Source organism: Achromobacter sp. Bel (genome assembly GCF_012928505.1).
Classification (GTDB): Bacteria; Pseudomonadota; Gammaproteobacteria; order Burkholderiales; family Burkholderiaceae_B; genus Achromobacter.
Genome location: NZ_JABBJN010000050.1, coordinates 1 through 18347, shown reverse-complemented (window position 1 = coordinate 18347; position 18347 = coordinate 1). Strand labels below are relative to the sequence as shown.

At 65.7% G+C, this 18347-nt stretch carries 17 protein-coding genes and 1 pseudogene; 9 read left to right on the top strand and 9 right to left on the bottom strand.

Annotated features, from left to right (window positions below; all coding sequences use genetic code 11):
* Positions 1 to 324: 324 nt before the first annotated feature.
* Genes HG262_RS24275 through HG262_RS24265 form a run of 3 tightly spaced genes read left to right on the top strand, consistent with a single transcriptional unit; the run spans position 325 to position 2418 of the window.
* Positions 325 to 1008: a tetratricopeptide repeat protein gene (locus tag HG262_RS24275; RefSeq protein WP_169273457.1), complete on the top strand. Its 684-nt coding sequence runs from the start codon at positions 325 to 327 to the stop codon at positions 1006 to 1008.
* Entirely contained in the window at positions 1005 to 1652 is a 648-nt protein-coding gene (locus HG262_RS24270; protein WP_248293483.1) for a peptidylprolyl isomerase, read from the top strand. The genes HG262_RS24275 and HG262_RS24270 overlap by 4 nt, the downstream gene beginning before the upstream one ends.
* Positions 1645 to 2418, top strand: a complete 774-nt coding sequence (locus HG262_RS24265) for a UDP-2,3-diacylglucosamine diphosphatase (protein ID WP_169273456.1) — start codon at positions 1645 to 1647, stop codon at positions 2416 to 2418. Before HG262_RS24270 ends, HG262_RS24265 begins: the two co-directional genes overlap by 8 nt.
* An 83-nt stretch (positions 2419 to 2501) precedes the next feature.
* Here HG262_RS24265 and HG262_RS24260 read toward each other — a convergent pair whose 3' ends face one another.
* From HG262_RS24260 to HG262_RS24250, 3 genes are all read right to left on the bottom strand, one after another.
* Entirely contained in the window at positions 2502 to 3365 is an 864-nt protein-coding gene (locus tag HG262_RS24260; RefSeq protein ID WP_169273455.1) for an undecaprenyl-diphosphate phosphatase, read from the bottom strand.
* Between the two features lie 18 nt (positions 3366 to 3383).
* Positions 3384 to 4970 carry a TerC family protein gene (locus tag HG262_RS24255; RefSeq protein WP_169273454.1) on the bottom strand — a complete coding sequence of 529 codons (1587 nt, stop codon included), beginning with the start codon at positions 4968 to 4970 and terminating at the stop codon, positions 3384 to 3386.
* Positions 4971 to 5125: 155 nt separating this feature from the next.
* Positions 5126 to 5911 carry an inositol monophosphatase family protein gene (locus HG262_RS24250; RefSeq protein WP_169273453.1) on the bottom strand — a complete coding sequence of 262 codons (786 nt, stop codon included), beginning with the start codon at positions 5909 to 5911 and terminating at the stop codon, positions 5126 to 5128.
* Between the two features lie 131 nt (positions 5912 to 6042).
* On the opposite strand from HG262_RS24250, the gene HG262_RS24245 reads away from it, so the two are divergent.
* Positions 6043 to 6834 (top strand): RNA methyltransferase, encoded by a 792-nt coding sequence (locus tag HG262_RS24245; protein ID WP_211187751.1) that lies wholly within the window; start codon positions 6043 to 6045, stop codon positions 6832 to 6834.
* A gap of 64 nt (positions 6835 to 6898) precedes the next feature.
* Here the strand turns inward: HG262_RS24245 and HG262_RS24240 are convergent, their stop codons facing one another.
* A complete protein-coding gene (locus tag HG262_RS24240; RefSeq protein WP_169273451.1) occupies positions 6899 to 7888 on the bottom strand; it encodes a tripartite tricarboxylate transporter substrate binding protein in 990 nt (329 codons plus the stop codon).
* Positions 7889 to 8048: 160 nt separating this feature from the next.
* Between HG262_RS24240 and HG262_RS24235 the strand changes: the two genes are divergently transcribed.
* Positions 8049 to 8810: an IclR family transcriptional regulator C-terminal domain-containing protein gene (locus HG262_RS24235; protein WP_169273450.1), complete on the top strand. Its 762-nt coding sequence runs from the start codon at positions 8049 to 8051 to the stop codon at positions 8808 to 8810.
* Between the two features lie 60 nt (positions 8811 to 8870).
* On the opposite strand, the gene HG262_RS24230 is transcribed toward HG262_RS24235, so the two are convergent.
* From HG262_RS24230 to HG262_RS24210, 5 genes are all read right to left on the bottom strand, one after another.
* Complete coding sequence (locus HG262_RS24230; protein ID WP_169273449.1) at positions 8871 to 9731, bottom strand: mechanosensitive ion channel domain-containing protein; 861 nt, start codon at positions 9729 to 9731, stop codon at positions 8871 to 8873.
* Between the two features lie 121 nt (positions 9732 to 9852).
* Positions 9853 to 10953 carry a DUF1513 domain-containing protein gene (locus HG262_RS24225; RefSeq protein ID WP_169273448.1) on the bottom strand — a complete coding sequence of 367 codons (1101 nt, stop codon included), beginning with the start codon at positions 10951 to 10953 and terminating at the stop codon, positions 9853 to 9855.
* On the bottom strand, positions 10943 to 12031 hold the full coding sequence (locus HG262_RS24220; protein WP_169273447.1) for an imelysin family protein: 1089 nt from the start codon (positions 12029 to 12031) through the stop codon (positions 10943 to 10945). Before HG262_RS24220 ends, HG262_RS24225 begins: the two co-directional genes overlap by 11 nt.
* Positions 12031 to 13548: a di-heme oxidoredictase family protein gene (locus tag HG262_RS24215; RefSeq protein WP_169273446.1), complete on the bottom strand. Its 1518-nt coding sequence runs from the start codon at positions 13546 to 13548 to the stop codon at positions 12031 to 12033. Before HG262_RS24215 ends, HG262_RS24220 begins: the two co-directional genes overlap by 1 nt.
* Positions 13545 to 14843 carry an imelysin family protein gene (locus HG262_RS24210; RefSeq protein ID WP_169273445.1) on the bottom strand — a complete coding sequence of 433 codons (1299 nt, stop codon included), beginning with the start codon at positions 14841 to 14843 and terminating at the stop codon, positions 13545 to 13547. The genes HG262_RS24215 and HG262_RS24210 overlap by 4 nt, the downstream gene beginning before the upstream one ends.
* 212 nt (positions 14844 to 15055) lie before the next feature.
* Between HG262_RS24210 and HG262_RS24205 the strand changes: the two genes are divergently transcribed.
* The 4 genes and pseudogenes from HG262_RS24205 to HG262_RS24190 form a co-directional block, all read left to right on the top strand.
* Complete coding sequence (locus tag HG262_RS24205; protein ID WP_169273444.1) at positions 15056 to 15982, top strand: LysR family transcriptional regulator; 927 nt, start codon at positions 15056 to 15058, stop codon at positions 15980 to 15982.
* Positions 15983 to 16088: 106 nt separating this feature from the next.
* Positions 16089 to 16889: a class II aldolase/adducin family protein gene (locus tag HG262_RS24200; protein WP_169273443.1), complete on the top strand. Its 801-nt coding sequence runs from the start codon at positions 16089 to 16091 to the stop codon at positions 16887 to 16889.
* Positions 16890 to 16970: 81 nt separating this feature from the next.
* Positions 16971 to 17930, top strand: coding sequence for a tripartite tricarboxylate transporter substrate binding protein (locus tag HG262_RS24195; protein WP_169273442.1), 960 nt, complete (start codon positions 16971 to 16973; stop codon positions 17928 to 17930).
* A 6-nt stretch (positions 17931 to 17936) separates the two neighbouring features.
* A pseudogene (locus tag HG262_RS24190) lies at positions 17937 to 18347 on the top strand (D-2-hydroxyacid dehydrogenase); the annotation flags it as partial.

Below are 18347 nucleotides of genomic sequence, written 5' to 3'. Positions count from 1 at the left end.
CGGGGCGGATTCGGAAAGTTGCTTGCGAAGGACAATACCTTCGTAGCCTGCCGCCAACACCATCATCATCGAATACCGACGACAGGTCTTGCCTGGCCTGCGAGTCTGGGGCAGGCTCTTGCCGGACTCTTGCCCGGCAGTTGCCCGACATTTGTCCGGCTTTTGCCTGGCTTTTGCCCCACCCTGCGGGTCCCAGACCCTGGCCACACACCCAATGTCGAGCCAAAAACTCAACCGGGGCTAAAATGGCGGTCGTCAAGTATAGCAAGCGGCCCGGTCGCGCGCGTAAGTGCGGGCCGGCCACGACTTTTAACGGATACCCACGTGACTATCAAGCCGCGTTTTTGTGTCGCCCTGCTCGCCCTGGCTGTTGCCGGCGCGCCGGTTGGAACCGCTCTTGCCCAGTCGATGGCCGGCGGCGGGGGTACCAATCCCAACGCCACTCGCACCACGCTGGATCCGATTCCGCCCGAAGGCGGCTGGGACGGCCTGGCCAAGCTGCTGGAAGCCGCCAAGCCCAGCGTCGATACACGGCTTGCGCCCTCCCCCTCGCAGGTCACCACGCGCATCGAAATGCTGCTGAATCGCGGCGACGTGAACGAAGCCCTGGCATTGATCGAAAAGCGCGAGGAAGAGGTCAAGAACCAGCGCGGCACCGACGTGCAGCTGATGTTCCAGCACGCGCGCGCCCTGGCCGCCTTGAACCGCACCAGCGAGGCGATCGACATCTACACCGACATGACCACGCGTTTCCCGGAGCTTCCGGAACCTTGGAACAACCTGGCGGCTCTATATGCCAGCCGCGGTGAACTTGAAAAAGCGCAAGATGCCCTGCAAATGGCATTGCGCGCCGACCCCGGCTATGCGGCCGCCCGGGCCAATCTGGGCGACCTGCAACTGCTGCAGGCCCTGCAAACCTACAAAAAGGCCGCCCGCGACGGCGTGCCCGGCATGCAGGACAAAGCCCGCGAAGTCGAAACCATGCTGAAGGATAAACAAGGCAAATGATGTCCCGTTACTCCCCCTTCCACCTGCTGCGCCTGACGGCGTGCTCGTTCGCGCTGGCCGCATTTGCCCCAGCCCTCGTCAGCGCCGCCCCCGCGGCCACTTCTTCCACCTCCACTTCTGAAGGCACAAAAGCCATGAGCACCAATCCCCGCGTCAAGCTCGTCACGAACCAAGGCGACATGGTCATCACCCTGGACGCCGCCAAGGCGCCCAAGACCGTCGAAAACTTCCTGACCTACGTCAAGGAAGGTTTCTACAACGGCACCGTGTTCCATCGCGTGATCGACGGCTTCATGATCCAGGGCGGCGGTTTCGAACCCGGCATGAAGCAGAAGCAGACCCATGCCCCGATCGAGAACGAAGCCAACAATGGCCTGAAGAACGACAAGTACACCCTGGCGATGGCCCGCACCAGCGACCCGCACTCGGCAACTGCCCAGTTCTTCATCAACGTGTCGAACAACGACTTCCTGAACTTCACGTCGCCCACGCCGAACGGCTGGGGCTACGCCGTCTTCGGCACCATCACCGAAGGCACGGACGTGGTCGAGAAGATCAAGGGCGTGAAGACCGGCAACAAGGGCTTCCACCAGAACGTGCCGAACGAAGACGTGATCATCGAGAAGGCCGAAATTCTTGAATAAGATTGCCTTGTCCGGCCCGATCTGGCTGGCGTCCGACTTGCACCTGGGGCCGGCCACGCCGGCCACCTCGGAGGCCTTCCAGGCCTTTCTGCAAGCCGCGCAAGAAGACGCTGCCGCCCTGCTGCTGCCGGGCGACATCTTCGATGCCTGGATCGGCGACGACGTGATCCGCGCCGCACCGCCGTGGCTGGCCACGGTGCTGGCGGCGCTGCGGGAAACCGCCGGACGCATCCCGGTGTGGCTGGGCCGCGGCAACCGCGACTTCCTGATCGGGGAAGAACTGGCCAACGCCGTGGGCGCCAAGCTGCTGCCCGAACCCGCCCTGCTGGAAACGGATTTCGGCCAGGTGCTGCTGACCCACGGCGACGAGTTCTGTACGGACGACGCCGCGTACCAGCAGTTCCGCAAGATGGTCCGCGATCCGCGTTGGCAGGCCGAGTTCCTGGGCAAGACCATTCCTGAACGCCTGGCGATGGCGCAACAGGCCCGTGGCGAAAGCCAGGCGGCCAACCAGACGAAGTCCATGGAAATCATGGACGTCAACGGCGGCGCCGTCGAGGCCATCTTCCGCGAGACGGACGTGCGCGTGCTGGTGCATGGCCACACGCACCGCCCTGCCCGCCATGTGCTGGAAGTGGACGGAAAGAAGCGCGAGCGCTGGGTGCTGCCCGACTGGGACTGCGACCACGTGTCGCCCGCCCGCGGCGGCTGGCTGGTCATCGACCGCGACGGCCTGGAGTTCTACGATCTGGAAACAGAAGCGTAACCCTCCGCGCCACCGCAAATGCGCACCAGGAAAAAGGGCCTCGCACATCGCGAGGCCCTTTTTGCATCCCGTCGCCGAGCGGCTTAACGGGTGAAGATCCAGGCCGCCACCACCGCACCGAACACGATGCGGTACCAGGCGAACACGCGGTAGGTGTGGTTGGCCACGAAGCGCAGCACGGCGCGCACCACCACCATCGCGCTCAGGAAGGCGGCGATGAAACCCACGGCGATGCCGGAGAGGTCGTGCTGCGTCAGCACGCCGAAGTTCTTGTACATGTCGAAGACGGCCGCGCCCAGCATCGTGGGCATGGCCAGGAAGAACGAGAACTCGGTGGCCGTCTTGCGCTGAATGCCGGCAATCATGCCACCGATGATGGTGGCGCCCGAACGCGAGGTGCCCGGGATCATGGCGAAGCACTGCGCCACGCCCACGCCCAGCGCCTGCTTCCAGGTGATCTGTTCCAGCGTGTGCGCCGAGGCGCGCTCGTCGGACGCCGTGTCGTCGGCCGCCCCCGGCACATCGCCTGGCGTGTGGTGCGTCTTGCGTTCGACGTACAGCATGATCAGGCCGCCCACCACCAGCGTCACCACCACCACGCCCGGGTGGTAGAACACCGACTTGATCGCCTTGATGAAGATCGCGCCGATGACGGCGGCCGGCAGGAAGGCGATGATCAGGTTGCGGGCGAAGGCCACCTCGCTGGGCACCCCCGTCAGCGCGCCGCGGATCAGCTGGAGCAACCGCGCGCGGAATACCCACATCACGGCCAGGATGGAACCCAGCTGGATCACCACCTCGAATACCTTGCCGTCGCCGGACTGGAAATTGATCCAGTCGCCCACCAGGATAAGGTGGCCCGTACTGGATACCGGAATGAATTCCGTCAGGCCTTCAAGGATGCCAAGGATGAATGCCTTGATCAGATAGAGCGCGTTTTCAGTCACGATAGGTAGGGTTTCCGGTTAATCGTTGGCAAGCGATGCTTCATCGGAGAGCATTTCCTGGGGCCGCTTCTCGACGCGCACCAGCGCGATCCGGCGGCCGTCCATTTCCAGGACCTCGAAGCGGAAGTGCTGGTGATGGATTTCGTATTCGCAGACATCGCCCGGCTTGGGCAGGTGCCCGAAGCGCGACAGCAGATAGCCCGCCAGGGTTGAAAAGTCCTGGGCTTCGTCGACCAGGCCTTCGGTTTCCAGCACCTGTTCGACATGGTGCAGGTCGGCCGCCCCATCGATCTTCCAGGTATTGTCGCCGTCAGCCACGATGTCGGGCAGTTCGTCCTCGTCGGGGAATTCGCCGGCGATGGCCTCGAAGACGTCGATGGGCGTGACCAGGCCTTCGATGGCGCCGAATTCGTCGGCCACCAGCACCAGCTGGCCGCGCGACCGCTTCAGGGTGTCCATCAGGCGCAAGATGCCGATGGCCTCGTGCACGATGATAGGGTCGCGCAGGCGGTTGCGGCGCACCCGCCCTTCGGTGATCAGGTCTGCCACCAGGTCTTTGGCGCGGGCGATGCCCAGCACCTCGTCCAGCGAGCCGCGGCAGACGGGGAAGAAGCTGTGCGGCGCTTCGGTCAATTGGCGGCGGATCAGTTCGGGATCGTCGTCAATATTGACCCAGGACACGTCCGTGCGCGGCGTCATGATCGACCGGATGGACCGTTCGGCCAAGGTCAGGACCCCGCTGACCATGTTGCGCTCTTCGACGCCGAAGGCCGGCATGGCCGGACCGTCCGCGTTGGGCAGGTCGGGCTCGTCGCTGGCGGGCGGGCGCTTGCCCAGCATGCGCAGCACGGCCGACGCGGTGCGTTCGCGCATCGGGCGACGGGCGTCCAGCTTCAGCAGGTTGCGGCGCGCCACCTGGTTAAGCGCTTCGATGGCCACCGAGAAGCCGATGGCGGCGTACAGGTAGCCCTTGGGCACCTTGAAGCCGAAGGCCTCGGCCAGCAGCGAAAAACCGATCATCAACAGGAAGCCCAGGCACAGGACCACCACGGTCGGGTGCGCGTTGACGAAGCGCGTCAGGGGCTTGGAGGCCAGCAGCATGATGCCGATGGCGATGATGACGGCGATCATCATGATGGCCAGGTGGTCCACCATGCCCACGGCGGTGATCACGGAGTCCAGCGAGAACACGGCGTCCAGCACCACGATCTGCGTCACGATGACCCAGAAGCTGGCGTACACGCGCGGCCCGGACGAGGCGGCGTGCTGCCCGCCTTCCAGGCGTTCGTGCAGTTCCATCGTGCCCTTGAAGAGCAGGAACAGGCCGCCCACCATCAGGATCAGGTCGCGCCCCGAGGGGGACAGCGGACCGACGGAGAACAAGGGGGTGGTCAAGGTGACCAGCCACGACATGACGGACAGGAGGCCTAGCCGCATGATGAGGGCCAGGCTCAACCCCATGATGCGCGCGCGGTCGCGCTGCGCGGGGGGCAATTTGTCCGCCAGGATGGCGATGAAAATCAGGTTATCAATGCCCAGGACGATCTCAAGGACGACCAGGGTAAGCAAGCCGACCCACGCAGCGGGGTCTAGCAGCCACTCCATCAGGAGCTCCAGAAGTTACACGACCGGTAATCGTACATGGAAATGCCGTGACACGCCGGTGACACGCCTCGTCCGTATGCCTGATGGGCAGTGGCGCGCCTTAAAAAAAAACCGGCCCGAAGGCCGGTTTCCGTACTGCTTGATCCGCGTCGGGATCAGGCGGCCGACGGCGGGTTCAGCGACGTCAACATTTGCGTGAAGATCTTCGGGCTGGCGGCCAGAACGTTGCCGCTGTCCATCCAGCCTTGTTCACCGTCGAAGTCGGCGATCAGGCCGCCGGCTTCCAGGACCATCAGGCTGCCGGCAGCCACGTCCCAGGGCTTCAGGCCCACCCCGCAGAAACCGTCCAGGCGGCCGCAGGCCACGTAGGCCAGATCCAGCACGGTGGCGCCCAGGCGGCGCACGCCCGTCGCGCCTTCGGCCATTTGGCGAAAGCGCTGCGAGCCCTGTTCGGGATCGCCAGCGCTGGGCCAGTGGGCGCCGAGCAGCGCCTCGTGGTAGCGGGTGCGGCCGGAGACGCGCACGCGGCGATCGTTCAGGAAGGTGCCGCTGCCACGGCTGGCCGTGAACAGTTCATTGCGCGACGGGTCATAGATGACCGCTTGCGTGACCTGGCCGCGCTGGGTCAGCGCGATCGACACGGCGTAGTTGGGCAGGCCGTGGATGAAGTTCGTCGTGCCGTCCAGGGGATCGATGATCCACTGGAACTCGGCCTGGTCGGGACCTTGCAGCCCGAATTCCTCGCCCAGCACGGCATGGTCCGGGTAAGCGGCATGCAGCGTTTCGACGATGGACTCCTCGGCGGCGCGATCGACTTCCGTGACATAATCGCGCGGCCCCTTGCGAGCCACGCTGAGTCGTTCCAAATCCATGCTGGCACGGTTGATAATGGTGCCGGCACGCCGGGCCGCCTTGATGGCGATGTTGAGCATCGGGTGCATAAAATTCCGTACGTATGCGGTGGGTTCGCGTGATGGTAGGCCACTTGCCGCCCCCCGGGTCCGTCGTCGCCCCCACCGGGGAAATCGACCCAAAAAACCAGGAAGGCACTCAGCCAAACGTGCCATTTTAAATGACTCAAGCATTTTCACGTGTTCGCTTCGTTATGGTGAACCCCAGCCACCCCGGAAACGTCGGTTCCGCAGCCCGTGCAATCAAGACAATGGGCTTCTCGGAATTGGTGCTGGTCGAGCCTAAATTCCCAGATGTAACAAGCCAGCCAGAGGCCGTGGCGCTCGCCAGCGGCGCGCTGGACGTCCTGGAAAACGCACGCATCTATCCGTCGCTGGAAGCCGCGCTGGCTCCCGTCACTCTGGCTTTCGCCCTGACGGCCCGCGTGCGCGACCTGGGCCCCCCGCCGTGCGACATCCGGCAGGCGGCCGGCCTGGCCTGCACGCACTTGGCCGAGACAGCCGAAGGCGTCGCCGCCATCGTGCTGGGCACCGAGCGCGCCGGACTGACCAATGCCCAGATCGCGTTGTGCCACCGCATCTGCCACATCCCCGCCAATCCCGAGTACAGCTCGCTGAACGTCGCCCAGGCCCTGCAATTGGCCGCCTGGGAACTGCGTTACGCGCTGCTGGTGGACCAGGGCGCGGCGCTGCTGCCCGCCTCCACCGCCCAGGAACCCGCGCGTGGCGCGGAACCCGCCTCCGGTGAAGCGGTGCAGGCGTTCCTGGCGCACTGGGAAGAAGCGCTGATCGGCGTCCAGTTCCTGGACCCGGCGCACCCCAAGAAACTGATGCCGCGCATGCGTCATCTGTTTTCACGCCCGGCCCTGACCCGCGATGAAGTGGACATGATGCGCGGCGTGTGCACGGCGATGCTGGCCACGGCCAAGCGCAACGGCGGCGCAAAAAAATAGGGACAGGCCTCAGCCTGTCCCTTCGGTACCTCCCCGGCGGCAAGCCTGCCGGGGAATACGATAATCAGTCCACCGTGGCGCCCGAGGCCTTGATCACCGGGGCCCAGCCATCCACTTCCGACTTGATGAACTGGCCGAATTCGGCCGGCGTCGTCTTCACGCCCACGGCGCCCAGCTTCTCGAAGCTGGTCTGCACGGAAGCCTTGTCCAGCGCCTGCTGCATGGCAGCGTTCAGCTTGTTGATCACTTCCGGCGGCGTGCCGGCGGGCGCCAGCAGGCCGAACCACGACGACACGTCGAAATCGGCAAAGCCCGACTCCTTCATCGTGGGCAGGTCCGGCGCGCTCTTCGAACGATCGCTGGTGGTCACGGCCAAGGCGCGCAGCTTGCCCGATTGGGCGTGCGGCCATGCCGAAGGCATGTTGTCGAACATGAATTGCACCTGGCCGCCGATCAGGTCGGTCATGGCCGGCGCACTGCCCTTGTAGGGCACGTGCAGCACGTCGATACCCGCTTTCATCTTGAACAGCTCACCCGCCATGTGAATGGAGGTGCCGCTACCCGACGAGGCGAACGCCAGCTTGCCGGGGTTCTTCTTGGCATATTCGACCAGCTCCTGCACCGATTTCACCGGCACTTGCGGGTTCACGACCAGGATGTTCGGCACCTTGGCGCCCAGCGCTACCGGTGCGAAGTCCTTCGTCAGGTCGAATGTGACGTTCTTGTACAGCGTCTGGTTGATGGCGCTGGTCACGGCCACGAACAGCAGCGTGTAGCCGTCAGGGGCGGCACGCTGCACCTGGTCGGTGGCGATGTTGCTGCCGGCGCCCGGCTTGTTCTCGACCACGAACGATTGGCCCAGGCTCTCGGTGAGTTCCTTGGCCATGATGCGGGCGATCACGTCCGTCGTGCCGCCGGCGGAAAAACCGACCACGATACGGACAGGCTTGTCGGGATAAGCGGCATGGGCGGAACCCATGGCGAATGCGCTTGCGGCGGTAGCCAGAAGGGCGGCGGCCAGACGCCGCAGGCCAGGCTTTTGACCTGTAGTCATAATGTCTCCGTGCAGGTACTGTCCATTAGATGGACGATTTGAATTATTGGATGATGCATTCTGAGCTATACACGGCGAGTGCATCAAGGTAGAGTCCACGCTACGGACAATGGTTTTCCCTTGGCCGCTCCGCAATAACCTACAGTTTTCAGAGATTTGCATGCAAGACAGTGATGCCGCGGCCGCAGGCCCACGCACGTTGCGGCGCGGTTTAGCCGTTCTGGCCGCTCTACGCGACCAAGGGCCCGACGGCCTCAGCGTGACAGATATCGCCCGCCTGACGGGCATTCAACGCCCCACCATTTACCGTCTGCTGGCCGCTCTGCTCGACGCGGGCCTGGTGCTGCCGGTGACGGGCACCAAGAAATACCGTGCCCAGCTGGCGGTGGACCCGGACACGCGCTCGCGCGATCCGCGGGTGCGTCAGTTGCTGCCTGTGCTGCGCCGCCTGGCCGACCGTACGGGCGACGCCGTCTTCCTGGTGGTGCGAGACGACGACGACTCCATCAGCCTGCACCGCGAGATCGGCAGCTATCCGGTGCAGATCCTGGCGACCTACGCCGGCAAGCGCCAGCCGCTGGGCGTGGGATCGGGCGGCATGGCGCTGCTGGCCGCGCTGCCCGATGACATCGCGCGTGGCATCGTCGAGCGTAACTCCGGACGGCTGGATGAATACGGCGGCATGACGCCGCAGGAAATGTACCGGCTGATCGAAAACACGCGGGCACGCGGCTATTCGGTGGTGGGCAACCATGCGGTACGCGGCGCGCTGGGCGTGGGCTGCGCGCTGCTGGATGCCCAAGGCGCGCCGCTGCTGGCCGTGAGCGTCACGGCCATCATCGACCGCATGCCGGCCCAACGCCAACGTGAAATCGCCGGATGGATCAAGGCGGAACTGGCGCGGTTGGCCCTCCAGGCCTGAACCGCAACGCAAAAAAAAGGGTGCCAAGGCACCCTTTTTTGCGGTCAGCGTTTTGCCCGATCAGGTCGCGGCGCTGCCTGGCGCAACTTCGGCCTTGCCGGCGTTCTTGGGATTCTGGATCTCGCGCAGCGGGATCGGCGGCTGGAAACCGGCCGCTTCCAGCGACGTGCGGATCTGCTGGTACAGGCCCCAGCGCAGGTCCCAATAGTTGCTGGCTTCGGCCCACACGCGGACGTTCACGATGACGCCGTTTTCCTTGTATTCGAACACCTTGACCAGGGGCTCGGGATCCTTCAGGGCGTCCGGACGCGCATCCACGATCTCTTTCAGCTTGGCCAGCACCACTTCCAGATCGTCGCCATAGCGGACGGGCACCGGAATATCCAGACGGCGCGTCTTGTTGCGGCTGTAGTTGGTGATGGTGGCGTTCCAGACCGTGCTGTTGGGCAGCGTCAGGTGGATGCCGTCGACTTGCACCAGACGCGTCAGGAACAGGCCGACCTCTTCCACCGTGCCATCGGCGCCGGAGCTCAGCGCCACGTACTCACCTGCGCGGATGGGGCGCAGGATCAGCAGCATGATGCCCGCGGCGATGTTCTGCAGCGTGCCCTGCAAAGCCAAGCCAACCGCCAGGCCAGCGGCGCCCAGCACCGCGATCAGGCTGGCCGTTTGCACGCCGAACCGCGCCAAGACGGCAATGACCGTGAAGATGCGCACCGTCCACACGACCGTGCTGTAGAACATCGGCACGATGGTGGGATCGATCTTGGCGGAGCGCGAGGCAGCGCGGCGGACCCATCCGCCCAACAGCGACGATACCCACCAGCCGACGATCAGGATCAGCAAGGCAACAAGCAGATTGATGCCCATATCCATCAGCCTGGGGGCCCAGGCGCTAAATTCCTTCAAGGCGTCTTCCATGGAATCTCCCGCAAAAATGACAACCGAAAACTGTATCAGATGATCGGCAGGCAAAGGGCCGCGATGCGGCCCCGGGATGTCAGGCTTTGTAAGGATACGCCTGACCGGCGCGCGGCAGGCGTCAGGCCCGCACGATGCGGAAATGGTTGTCCCAGGACACCTCGCGCGAAGGCGGCAGCACGGGCGATTCCCGGCCTGCGGCATCGGTACGCAGCATCGCGCCCAAGCCGCTGCTGACCAGGAAGCCGGCCTGGGCCGCGGGCGCCACGCCGCAGCCGTCGGCCAGCAGCGTCGTGCCCAGGCAGTGGCCGCTGGCCGTGTCCCAGTAGATCACCTGCCCGCCCACGGGGCTGGAGGTGGCGACGATGCCGCCCGAGGCGTCCACGGTCACCGATCCCACATAGTTGCGCATGTTGCGCAAGGTCTCGGCCGGCCCTTCGAAGAGTTCGAGCGCCGCGCCGCGACGATGACGCCCCACCAGCGCGGGGCGGTCGGCCGCCGGCCCCATGTACTGGCAGCCGAACCACACGCAACCGTCGGCCGCCAGCGCCAGATGCCGGATCGACAAGCGGTACAGCTCGGGCGCCAGTTCCACTTTCTCAAGCAGTTGGCCGTTGGCCGCGTCGATGTAGGTCAGCGACGGCCGCATCGTGTCCAGGTTCAGCTCCAGCTTGCCGTAGTCGGGGTGCGTCAGGATGCCGCCGTTGGCCACGCACAGCGTTTTGCCGTCGGGCATCAGCACCACTTCGTGCGGACCGATGCCGCCGGAATCGAATTCGCCGACACGCCGCCAGGCACCGCCGGGCGACGCATCGTAAATGCCCAACACGCCCCGGCCTCCATTGAAGTCGTTCTCGGTGGCGGCCAGCAGTCGGCCGCCGTCCACGAAAGCTCCATGGCCGAAGAAATGGCGCTCCTCCGGCACCGGCAGCGCTTTTCGCTCACCGCCGCGCAGCGAAAACGCCACGGCAAAGAAGCCGGGCTGCCGGCCGAACACGACCGCGCGCTGATTGGCGGGGTCGATGGCGAAGCTGTGCCCGCGCGCCGGCATCGGCACCACCAGCCGGTCGCCGCCGGCTTCGTCCAGCAGCACCGCTTCGTCACGCCCGCCGCGCTTGCGCGCGCTCAGGTACAACGGTCCGCCATTGGCAGGCAGCGCCGCGCCGGGAGACAAGCCCAGCGCCGCAGCCAGCGACAGGAAGCGACGGCGGTCAATCACCATCGAGCGCATTGAATCCGATCGTGACGCCCAGCGCCGGCGCCAGGTCCTGATCGACGATGGCTTTGGCGTTCTGGATCGTCAGCGCCGCCAGCAGCAATTGGCGCCGGCCGTCTTCCTGCTTCAGCGCGGCGTCCAGCGGCGTCGGCACCGCCTGCAACCCCTGCGCCGCATTCTGCAATTCGCCGCGCACCGACACATCCATCCAGCCGCCGCCCTTAGGCAGCGGATAGCCGCCGGCCTGATAGAACGCCTTCAGGCCCTCCAGGTTGGCCGCCAGCAAGCGCGCGGACAGTTCGCTGCGCCAGAAAGCGGCGCGCTTGGGCCGGGCCGCCTCGGCCGATTCGCCCAACACCGGCAGGATCTTCACGTCGCGCGCGAACTGCAGGCCGGTGGACAAGGCTTTCATGGCCTCGGCCGCCACTTCCTGCGGATCGCGGTACAAGTCGTTGCCCGCCTGCGGCTTGGCGAACTGGCGGCCGAACTCGCCCTGGGCGCTCCAGGCCTGCGCCACATCGCCTGAAATCGTGGCGACGTTGGCGGCCACGGCGCGGGCGTAACCACACGCATAGACGAATGTGGGCGAGCGGGTCTGCTTGAGCAGCCCAGGTTCGCCGTACAGCACGTATTCCAGGGCAGGCAGCCCTTGCACCGCCACGCTGCGGCCGGCCAGCGCGCCAGGCGCCAGCAATGCCGGGTCGCCAGCGGCGATCAATTGCTGCACCTGCTTGGGCATCACGCCGCGCGTGTCGGGCCAGAACGCCAGGCGCTCGAAACGGTTGGCCTGCACCAGCGGTCCGAAGCGCAGGATTTCCACCCCGGACCAGGCCAGGGCAAGATTCGCGAAGGCGTCGCCGACGCGCGCGGCGCCCGCCGCGTCCGGCTTGGCGCACCAACCGTCCAGTGCGCCCTCCATCGCGGTGGCCGCATCCACCATCTTGCCGACGGCCGGACGCGCGTAATCACGCGCCAGCCGTTCGCCCAGATCGGCGGGCAACTCGGCCTGCGCGGCCAAGGGCGCAGCCGCCAGCAACAGGGCCGCCGCGGCTTGCTTGAACACAGGCGGGAAAGATCGGGCCATTACAGCGACTCCAGGAAACGGATCAGGTCGGCGCGTTCTTCGGGCGTCATCGCCACCACGCGGTCGCGCGCGGGTTTGCCCGCGCCGCCATGCCACAGCACGGCTTCCAGCAGCGTGCGGGCGCGCCCGTCATGCAGCCAGGTAGCGCTGGGATTCACGGTCTTGGTCAGGCCGATGCCCCACAGCGGCGGCGTGCGCCATTCGCGGCCGTTGGCTTCGCCGTCGGACACGCCGTCCGCCAGGTCGTCGCCCATGTCGTGCACCAGCATGTCCGTGTAGGGCCAGATCAGCTGGAAGCGGTGCTCGGACTGTTTGGCATTGCGGCTGGTCACGTACTTGGGCACGTGGCACGCGACGCAGTTTGCTTCGTAGAACAGCTTCTTGCCGGCCAGCACGCGCGCGTCATCGGCGTCGCGCCGTTGCGGCACGGCAAGGTTGGTGGAATAGGTCGTGACGAAGTCCATCAGCTTGGCCGGGACTTCCTCGGGGCCGAAGCGCGGCTGCGCGCCATGCGGCATGTCCAGGCACTGCTTCTGCGCGGGCGTGCAGTCGCCCGAGTGCTTGGGGAACATCGGCGAGGACAGGCCCATGTCGTTCGAGAACGCGGCGGCGCTTTGCTGTTCGACCGTCGGCTGCCCGGCCTTCAGGTTGAAGCGGCCCAGCACGCGCGCCCCGGTGCGCGCATCCGTGACCCAGTTGGCCTTGCCAACGATGCCGTCACGCTTATCCGCGCCCACGTTGGCCAGGATGTCGGCCTCGTGGATGGACTCAAGCAGGCCCAGCCCGATCATGGGCGGCGCCAGGCGCGGCGAAATCTGCGTGTCAGCGCGCATCGGGCCGTAGCCCAGGTTGTCGATGCGATAGGTGGGCTTCATCAACGTGGCGGTTTCCCCGCCGTTGAGCGCGACCGCGATGGGCTCGTATTCGATCTCCATGCGGCCTTCGGCGGGCAGGCCCGCCACCGCGAAGTTCTGCAACTGCACGCCGTAAACGGGTTCGGGCAAAGCGGCGAGCTCGCCCGCGGCAAGCTTGGGGTGCCCACGGTCGGGGCCCGTCGGCACGGCAAGGCGCAGCAGCAGCGCCACCGCATCGGTGCGCTCCAAAGGATCGAAACCCGGCACGGTGCCGCGTCCGTCCTTGGTGTGACAGGCCTGGCACGAGCGCGCGTTGAACAGCGGCCCCAACCCGTCGGACGCCTGCGTGGAAGCGGGGGCCGACACCCAGTCCTTGCGGAACAGACCGTTGCCGACCTGGAATTCCTGCCGGCGTTCAAAGCTCATGTTGGCCGACGGCTGCGAAAAGATATCGGCGTTGACGAGCTTGTTGGTGGTGCCCGCCCCGGCCTGCATCACCTCGAAGGTTTCGACCTTCGAGAAATCGCGCGTGGGCGCGGTAATGGCGGTAACGCGCTTCTGGTCTTCGGGCGTGAGGTCGTCACGCCCGGCGGGCACTTCAGGTGCGGCGGCGGCGCCGGCATGGGCCGACGCCGCCAATACGGCGGCTAATACGAGTTTCACTTGAATACGGCGTCGGGTTTATCCAGGCTATCGGAACCTTCGATGGCGACCTTGCCCAGTTCCAGCAACGCGATCACGCGTTCCAGGCTGCGGGTCTGGTCAACCAGGCGGTCGATGGCGGCCTGCACCATCGCGTTGCCTTCCTTGTTGCCGTCGGCAATCATCTGATCATAGGTTTCGACCGTTTCGGCGCGCGTCTTCATCGCCTGCATGGCAGCCACGGTGGCGTCCAGCTTGGCGCGCACTTCGGCATCCAGCTTCGGATCCTTGGCCTTGACCAGTTCCGACAGGCTGGCGCCCTTGACTTCCTTGCCGTCGATGCGGGTGTAGGCGCCGAGGTAGACGTTGCGGATGCCCAGTTGGTCGTAGTAGTGCGCGTTGTGCGTGTTGTCCGAGAAGCAATCGTGCTCTTCTTCGGGATCATGCAGCATCAGGCCGAGCTTCATACGTTCGCCGGCCAGTTCGCCGTACGACAGGCTGCCCAGACCGGTCAGCATGGCGATCAGGCCTGCCTTGGGATCTTCTTCCACGGCCTTGCGCGCCGCGCCGTCCTTCTTCCAGTTGCCCACCATTTCTTCCAGGTCCGTCACCAAAAGGTCCGTCACGGCCTTCAGGAACTCGATGCGGCGTTCGCAGTTGCCGCCGGTGCATTGCTTGGTATCGAAGTCCGTATGCGGACGGTTGCCCGAATGGCGTTCCTGCGGCGTGCCCTTGCGGTCGGCCGGCGCGGGGCCGGTGCCGTTCAGGTCTTGGCCCCACAGCAGGAATTCGATGGCGTGATAGCCCGTGGCCACGTTGGCCTCGTTGCCGTCGGCCTCATGCAGCACTTCGGACAGCAGTTGCGGCGTGATCTTGCTGACATCCACCGTCTTGCCGCCCACGGAGATCTTCGAATTGGCGATGACGTTGACGGCGTAATAGGCGTTCTCGTCGTTATCGGCGCCGTAGGACGCGTCCACGTAATCGATCAGGCCTTCGTCCAGCGGCCAGGCGTTCACGCGGCCTTCCCAATCGTCGACGATGGGATTACCGAATCGGTAGGCCTCGGTCTGCTGGTACGGCACGCGGGCTGCCAACCACGCGTCACGGGCGGCCTTCAGCGTTTCGGGGCTGGGCTTGGCGACCAAGGCGTTGATGGCGGTGCGCAGCGTCTTGGCGGCGGTCAGCGAGTCTTCATAGCCCGCCAGCGCCAGATCCGAATAGGTGGCGACCACGGCCTTGGGCTCAACCGCGGCGTGGGCCGTTCCTCCGAATACCGCAGCGGCCAGCACCGCACCCAAAAGCAACTTGCGCATCGACTTTCTCCCGTAACTCGAACGGTGTCCGCCCCCGCGGCGGGCCGTTCCGACTTCAATTTTGTGGATGCGAGTGTAAACAATTTTCGTTTGATATTCAGCGTAAAGTCAGATACCTGACATTTTTTTGAATGTTGACCCAGCACGAATCCCCGTCGAACGCGGCGGCGGACCGCTACTATCCGACATTCCCCGTCCCTCATTTTTCCGCCATGGAACTCCGTCAACTCCGCTACTTCGTCCGCGTGGCCGAACTGGGCAGCATCGGCCGCGCCGCGCGCGATCTGGGCGTGGTCGCCTCGGCGCTCAGCCAGCAGATCAGCCGCCTGGAAAGTGAGTTGGCCACGCGATTGTTGATGCGCACGCACACTGGCGTCGTCCCCACAGCCGCCGGCACGGCCTTCCTGCGACAGGCGCGGCTGACATTGCGCCACGCGGAAAACGCCATCGCCGCAGCGCGCGAAGCCCGCCTGTCGGGCATGGCCAGCGTGGGCTTCGCCCCCACCACAGCATCGGTGCTGGCCAAGCCGTTCTACGCCGCGATGGCCGAACGCTATCCCAACGTGCGGCTGCACCTGGTCGAAGGCCTGTCGGGCAACCTGGGCGAACAACTCAACAACCGCCGGCTGGACCTGGCCGTGCTGTTCCAGAACGACAGCGGCCAGGCGCGCAGCACGATCCCCGTCCTGGACGAAAGGCTGTTCCTGCTGGCGCGGCGGGGCATGTTCGCGCTGCCCGACGGTGAACCCGTCACCATCGCCGAACTGGCGGCCTTGCCGCTGGCGGTCACCAGCAAGGCGCACGGCCTGCGCGCCTGGGTGGAGGCCGCGTTCGAGCGCGCGGGCATCGAACCTTGGGTCGAAGTCGAGGTAGACGGGCTGACCACCTTGATGGATCTGGTGCAGGCCAACGCCATCGCCACCATCCAGCCGGGCGCCGCCGTCGCGCGGTCCGAGGCCGGGCTGCTGAACATGCACCCCATTGACGACCCGTTCCTGTTCCGGCGCAACGCCGTGCACTGCATCAACGAAGACGAGCTGTCGCCGGCCGCGCTGGCGGCGCGCGTGGTGCTGGTGGACGTGATGCGCGCGCAGGTGCGCCATGGCGCCTGGCCGGGCGCGACCCTTCTCGATTCGTGATGCCCCCATGCCGGCCGCATGCCTAGGCCGGAGAAGGTCCCGCGGATAAATTGCATTCGTGGACGCCGCGGCATGGTGCTGCGGCCATGAACCTTCTCGAACGCCGATGACGACTGACACCCGACGCCCGGGCTTGCTTCCCATTCCTTCCATGCGGCCGCACTGTTCCGAACAGGAATGGCAGGCCCGCGTGGACCTGGCCGCCTGTTATCGGCTGGTCGAACGCTATGGCATGGCCGACATGATGGCCAATCACATCTCGGCGCGCGTGCCGGGCGAAGACAACGCCTTCCTCATCAACCCGTACGGCATGATGTACGAAGAGATCACCGCCTCCAGCCTGATCAAGGTGGACCTGGACGGCACCATCCTGGCCAAACCCGATTACGGCGACCTGGACTACGGCATCAACAAGGCGGGCTACGTGATCCACAGCGCCGTGCATGCCGCGCGGCATGAGGTGGATTGCGTGATCCACACGCACAGCTGGGCGTCCATGGCGGTGGCTTCCCTGGACTGCGGCCTGCTGCCGCTGACGCAGACGGCCATGCGTTTCCTGAAGATCGGCTATCACGACTACCAGGGCGTAGTGCTGGATTTAAAGGAACAAGCCTCCCTGCTGCAAGACCTGGGCCAGGGCGAAGCGCTGATCCTGCGCAACCATGGCGCGCTGACCGTCGGCAAGACGGTGGGCGAAGCCTTCAACTGGATGCATCGGCTGGAACTGGCGTGCCGCGCGCAATTGGCGGCGATGGCCACCGGCGCGCCCCTGCGGGCGGTCAGTCCGGCGGTGCTGGAAGAAACCTGGAACAACTATCAGCCCGGCACGCGGCGCCCGTACGGCGTCATGGAATGGCCGGCCCTGTTGCGCAAGCTGGACCGCATCGACCCGAGCTTCCGCGACTGATTCTGCGATTTTCCATGGCGCCGGCCGACGTGGCGGCACGGCGCCGCACAAACCAGGACAACAACCACGAACGGAGACGATATGAACACTGCCCGAGCCCTGCTCGCCGCCGCAGCGGCGGCGTGCGCCTGTACGTCGCTGCCTGCGATGGCCGCGGACTACCCCGACAAGCCCGTCAAAGTGATCGTGGCATTCACCGCCGGCGGCACGACCGACACGCTGACCCGCAGCATGTCCAATTCGCTATCCAAAAAGCTGGGGCAGCCCTTCGTCGTCGAGAACAAGCCCGGGGCCGGCGGCAACATCGGCACCGAGTTCGTCGTACGCGCCGCGCCGGACGGGCACACCCTGATCGTCAACTCCGTCGGCCCCATCGCGGTGAACGCATCGCTGGCGAAGCTGCCGTTCGATCCCCTGACGGACCTGGTCCCGATGGTGCAGATCGCCACGGTGCCGAACGTGCTGGTCGTGCCGCCCTCGTCCCCCGCCAAGGACATCAAGAGCTTCCTGCAGTACGTAAAGACGGCGACGCATCTGAACTACAGTTCCACCGGCGTGGGCACGTCCTCGCACCTGTCGAGCTATATGCTGATGGATCAGCTGGATGTGCAAGCCACGCACGTGCCCTACAAGGGCGCCGACGCCGTCAACGACTTGCTGGCGGGACGCATCGACTTCATGTTCGCCACCATCCCGTCCGTGATCGGTCAGATCCGCGCCGGCAAGCTGCGGCCGCTGGCGGTCAGCACCCTTCAGCGCTCTGCCACGCTGCCCGAGCTGCCCACCATCGCCGAATCCGGCTACCCGGGCTTTGATGCGGGTTCCTGGTTCGGGTTCTTCGCGCCCAAAGGCACGCCACCCGCCGTCGTGGACACGATCAACCGCGAAGTCAACGCGGCCCTGCCCACACTACAGGCGCAGATGCTCAATGAAGGGGCCGAGCCGGTGGGCGGCACGCCCGGGCAATTCGCGGCCTTCATCCGGCAGGAACACGACAAATGGGCGGCGTTGGTCCGCAAGTTCGAACCCAGCGCCAATTGACTGCCCATGACGCAACCCCAAGACATTCGCATCCTGTGCTCGCCTGCCGAAGCTCCCGCCTTGCGCGAGGCGCTACCCGCCACGGGCGGGCGCTTCGTGCTCTGCCACCCTGAAGACGGCCAGCCCTGCGATGCGCAGGTGGCTTTCGTGTCCCGCGACATCACGGGCGCGTCGACCAAGTTCCAGATCACGCCCGAGACCGCACGCTACTACGAGGCCATGCGCCACGCGTCCGCGCTGAAGTGGGTGCACGTGCATTCGGCCGGCGCCGACCGCGAGATCTATCAAAGCCTGCATGCGCGCGGGGTCGCCATCACGACGTCGCAAGGCGCCAGCGACGCGGTGGTGGCGCAAACCGCCATCGGCGGCGTGCTGGCGCTGGCGCGTCGCCTGCCATTGCTGGCCGAGATCGGAAGA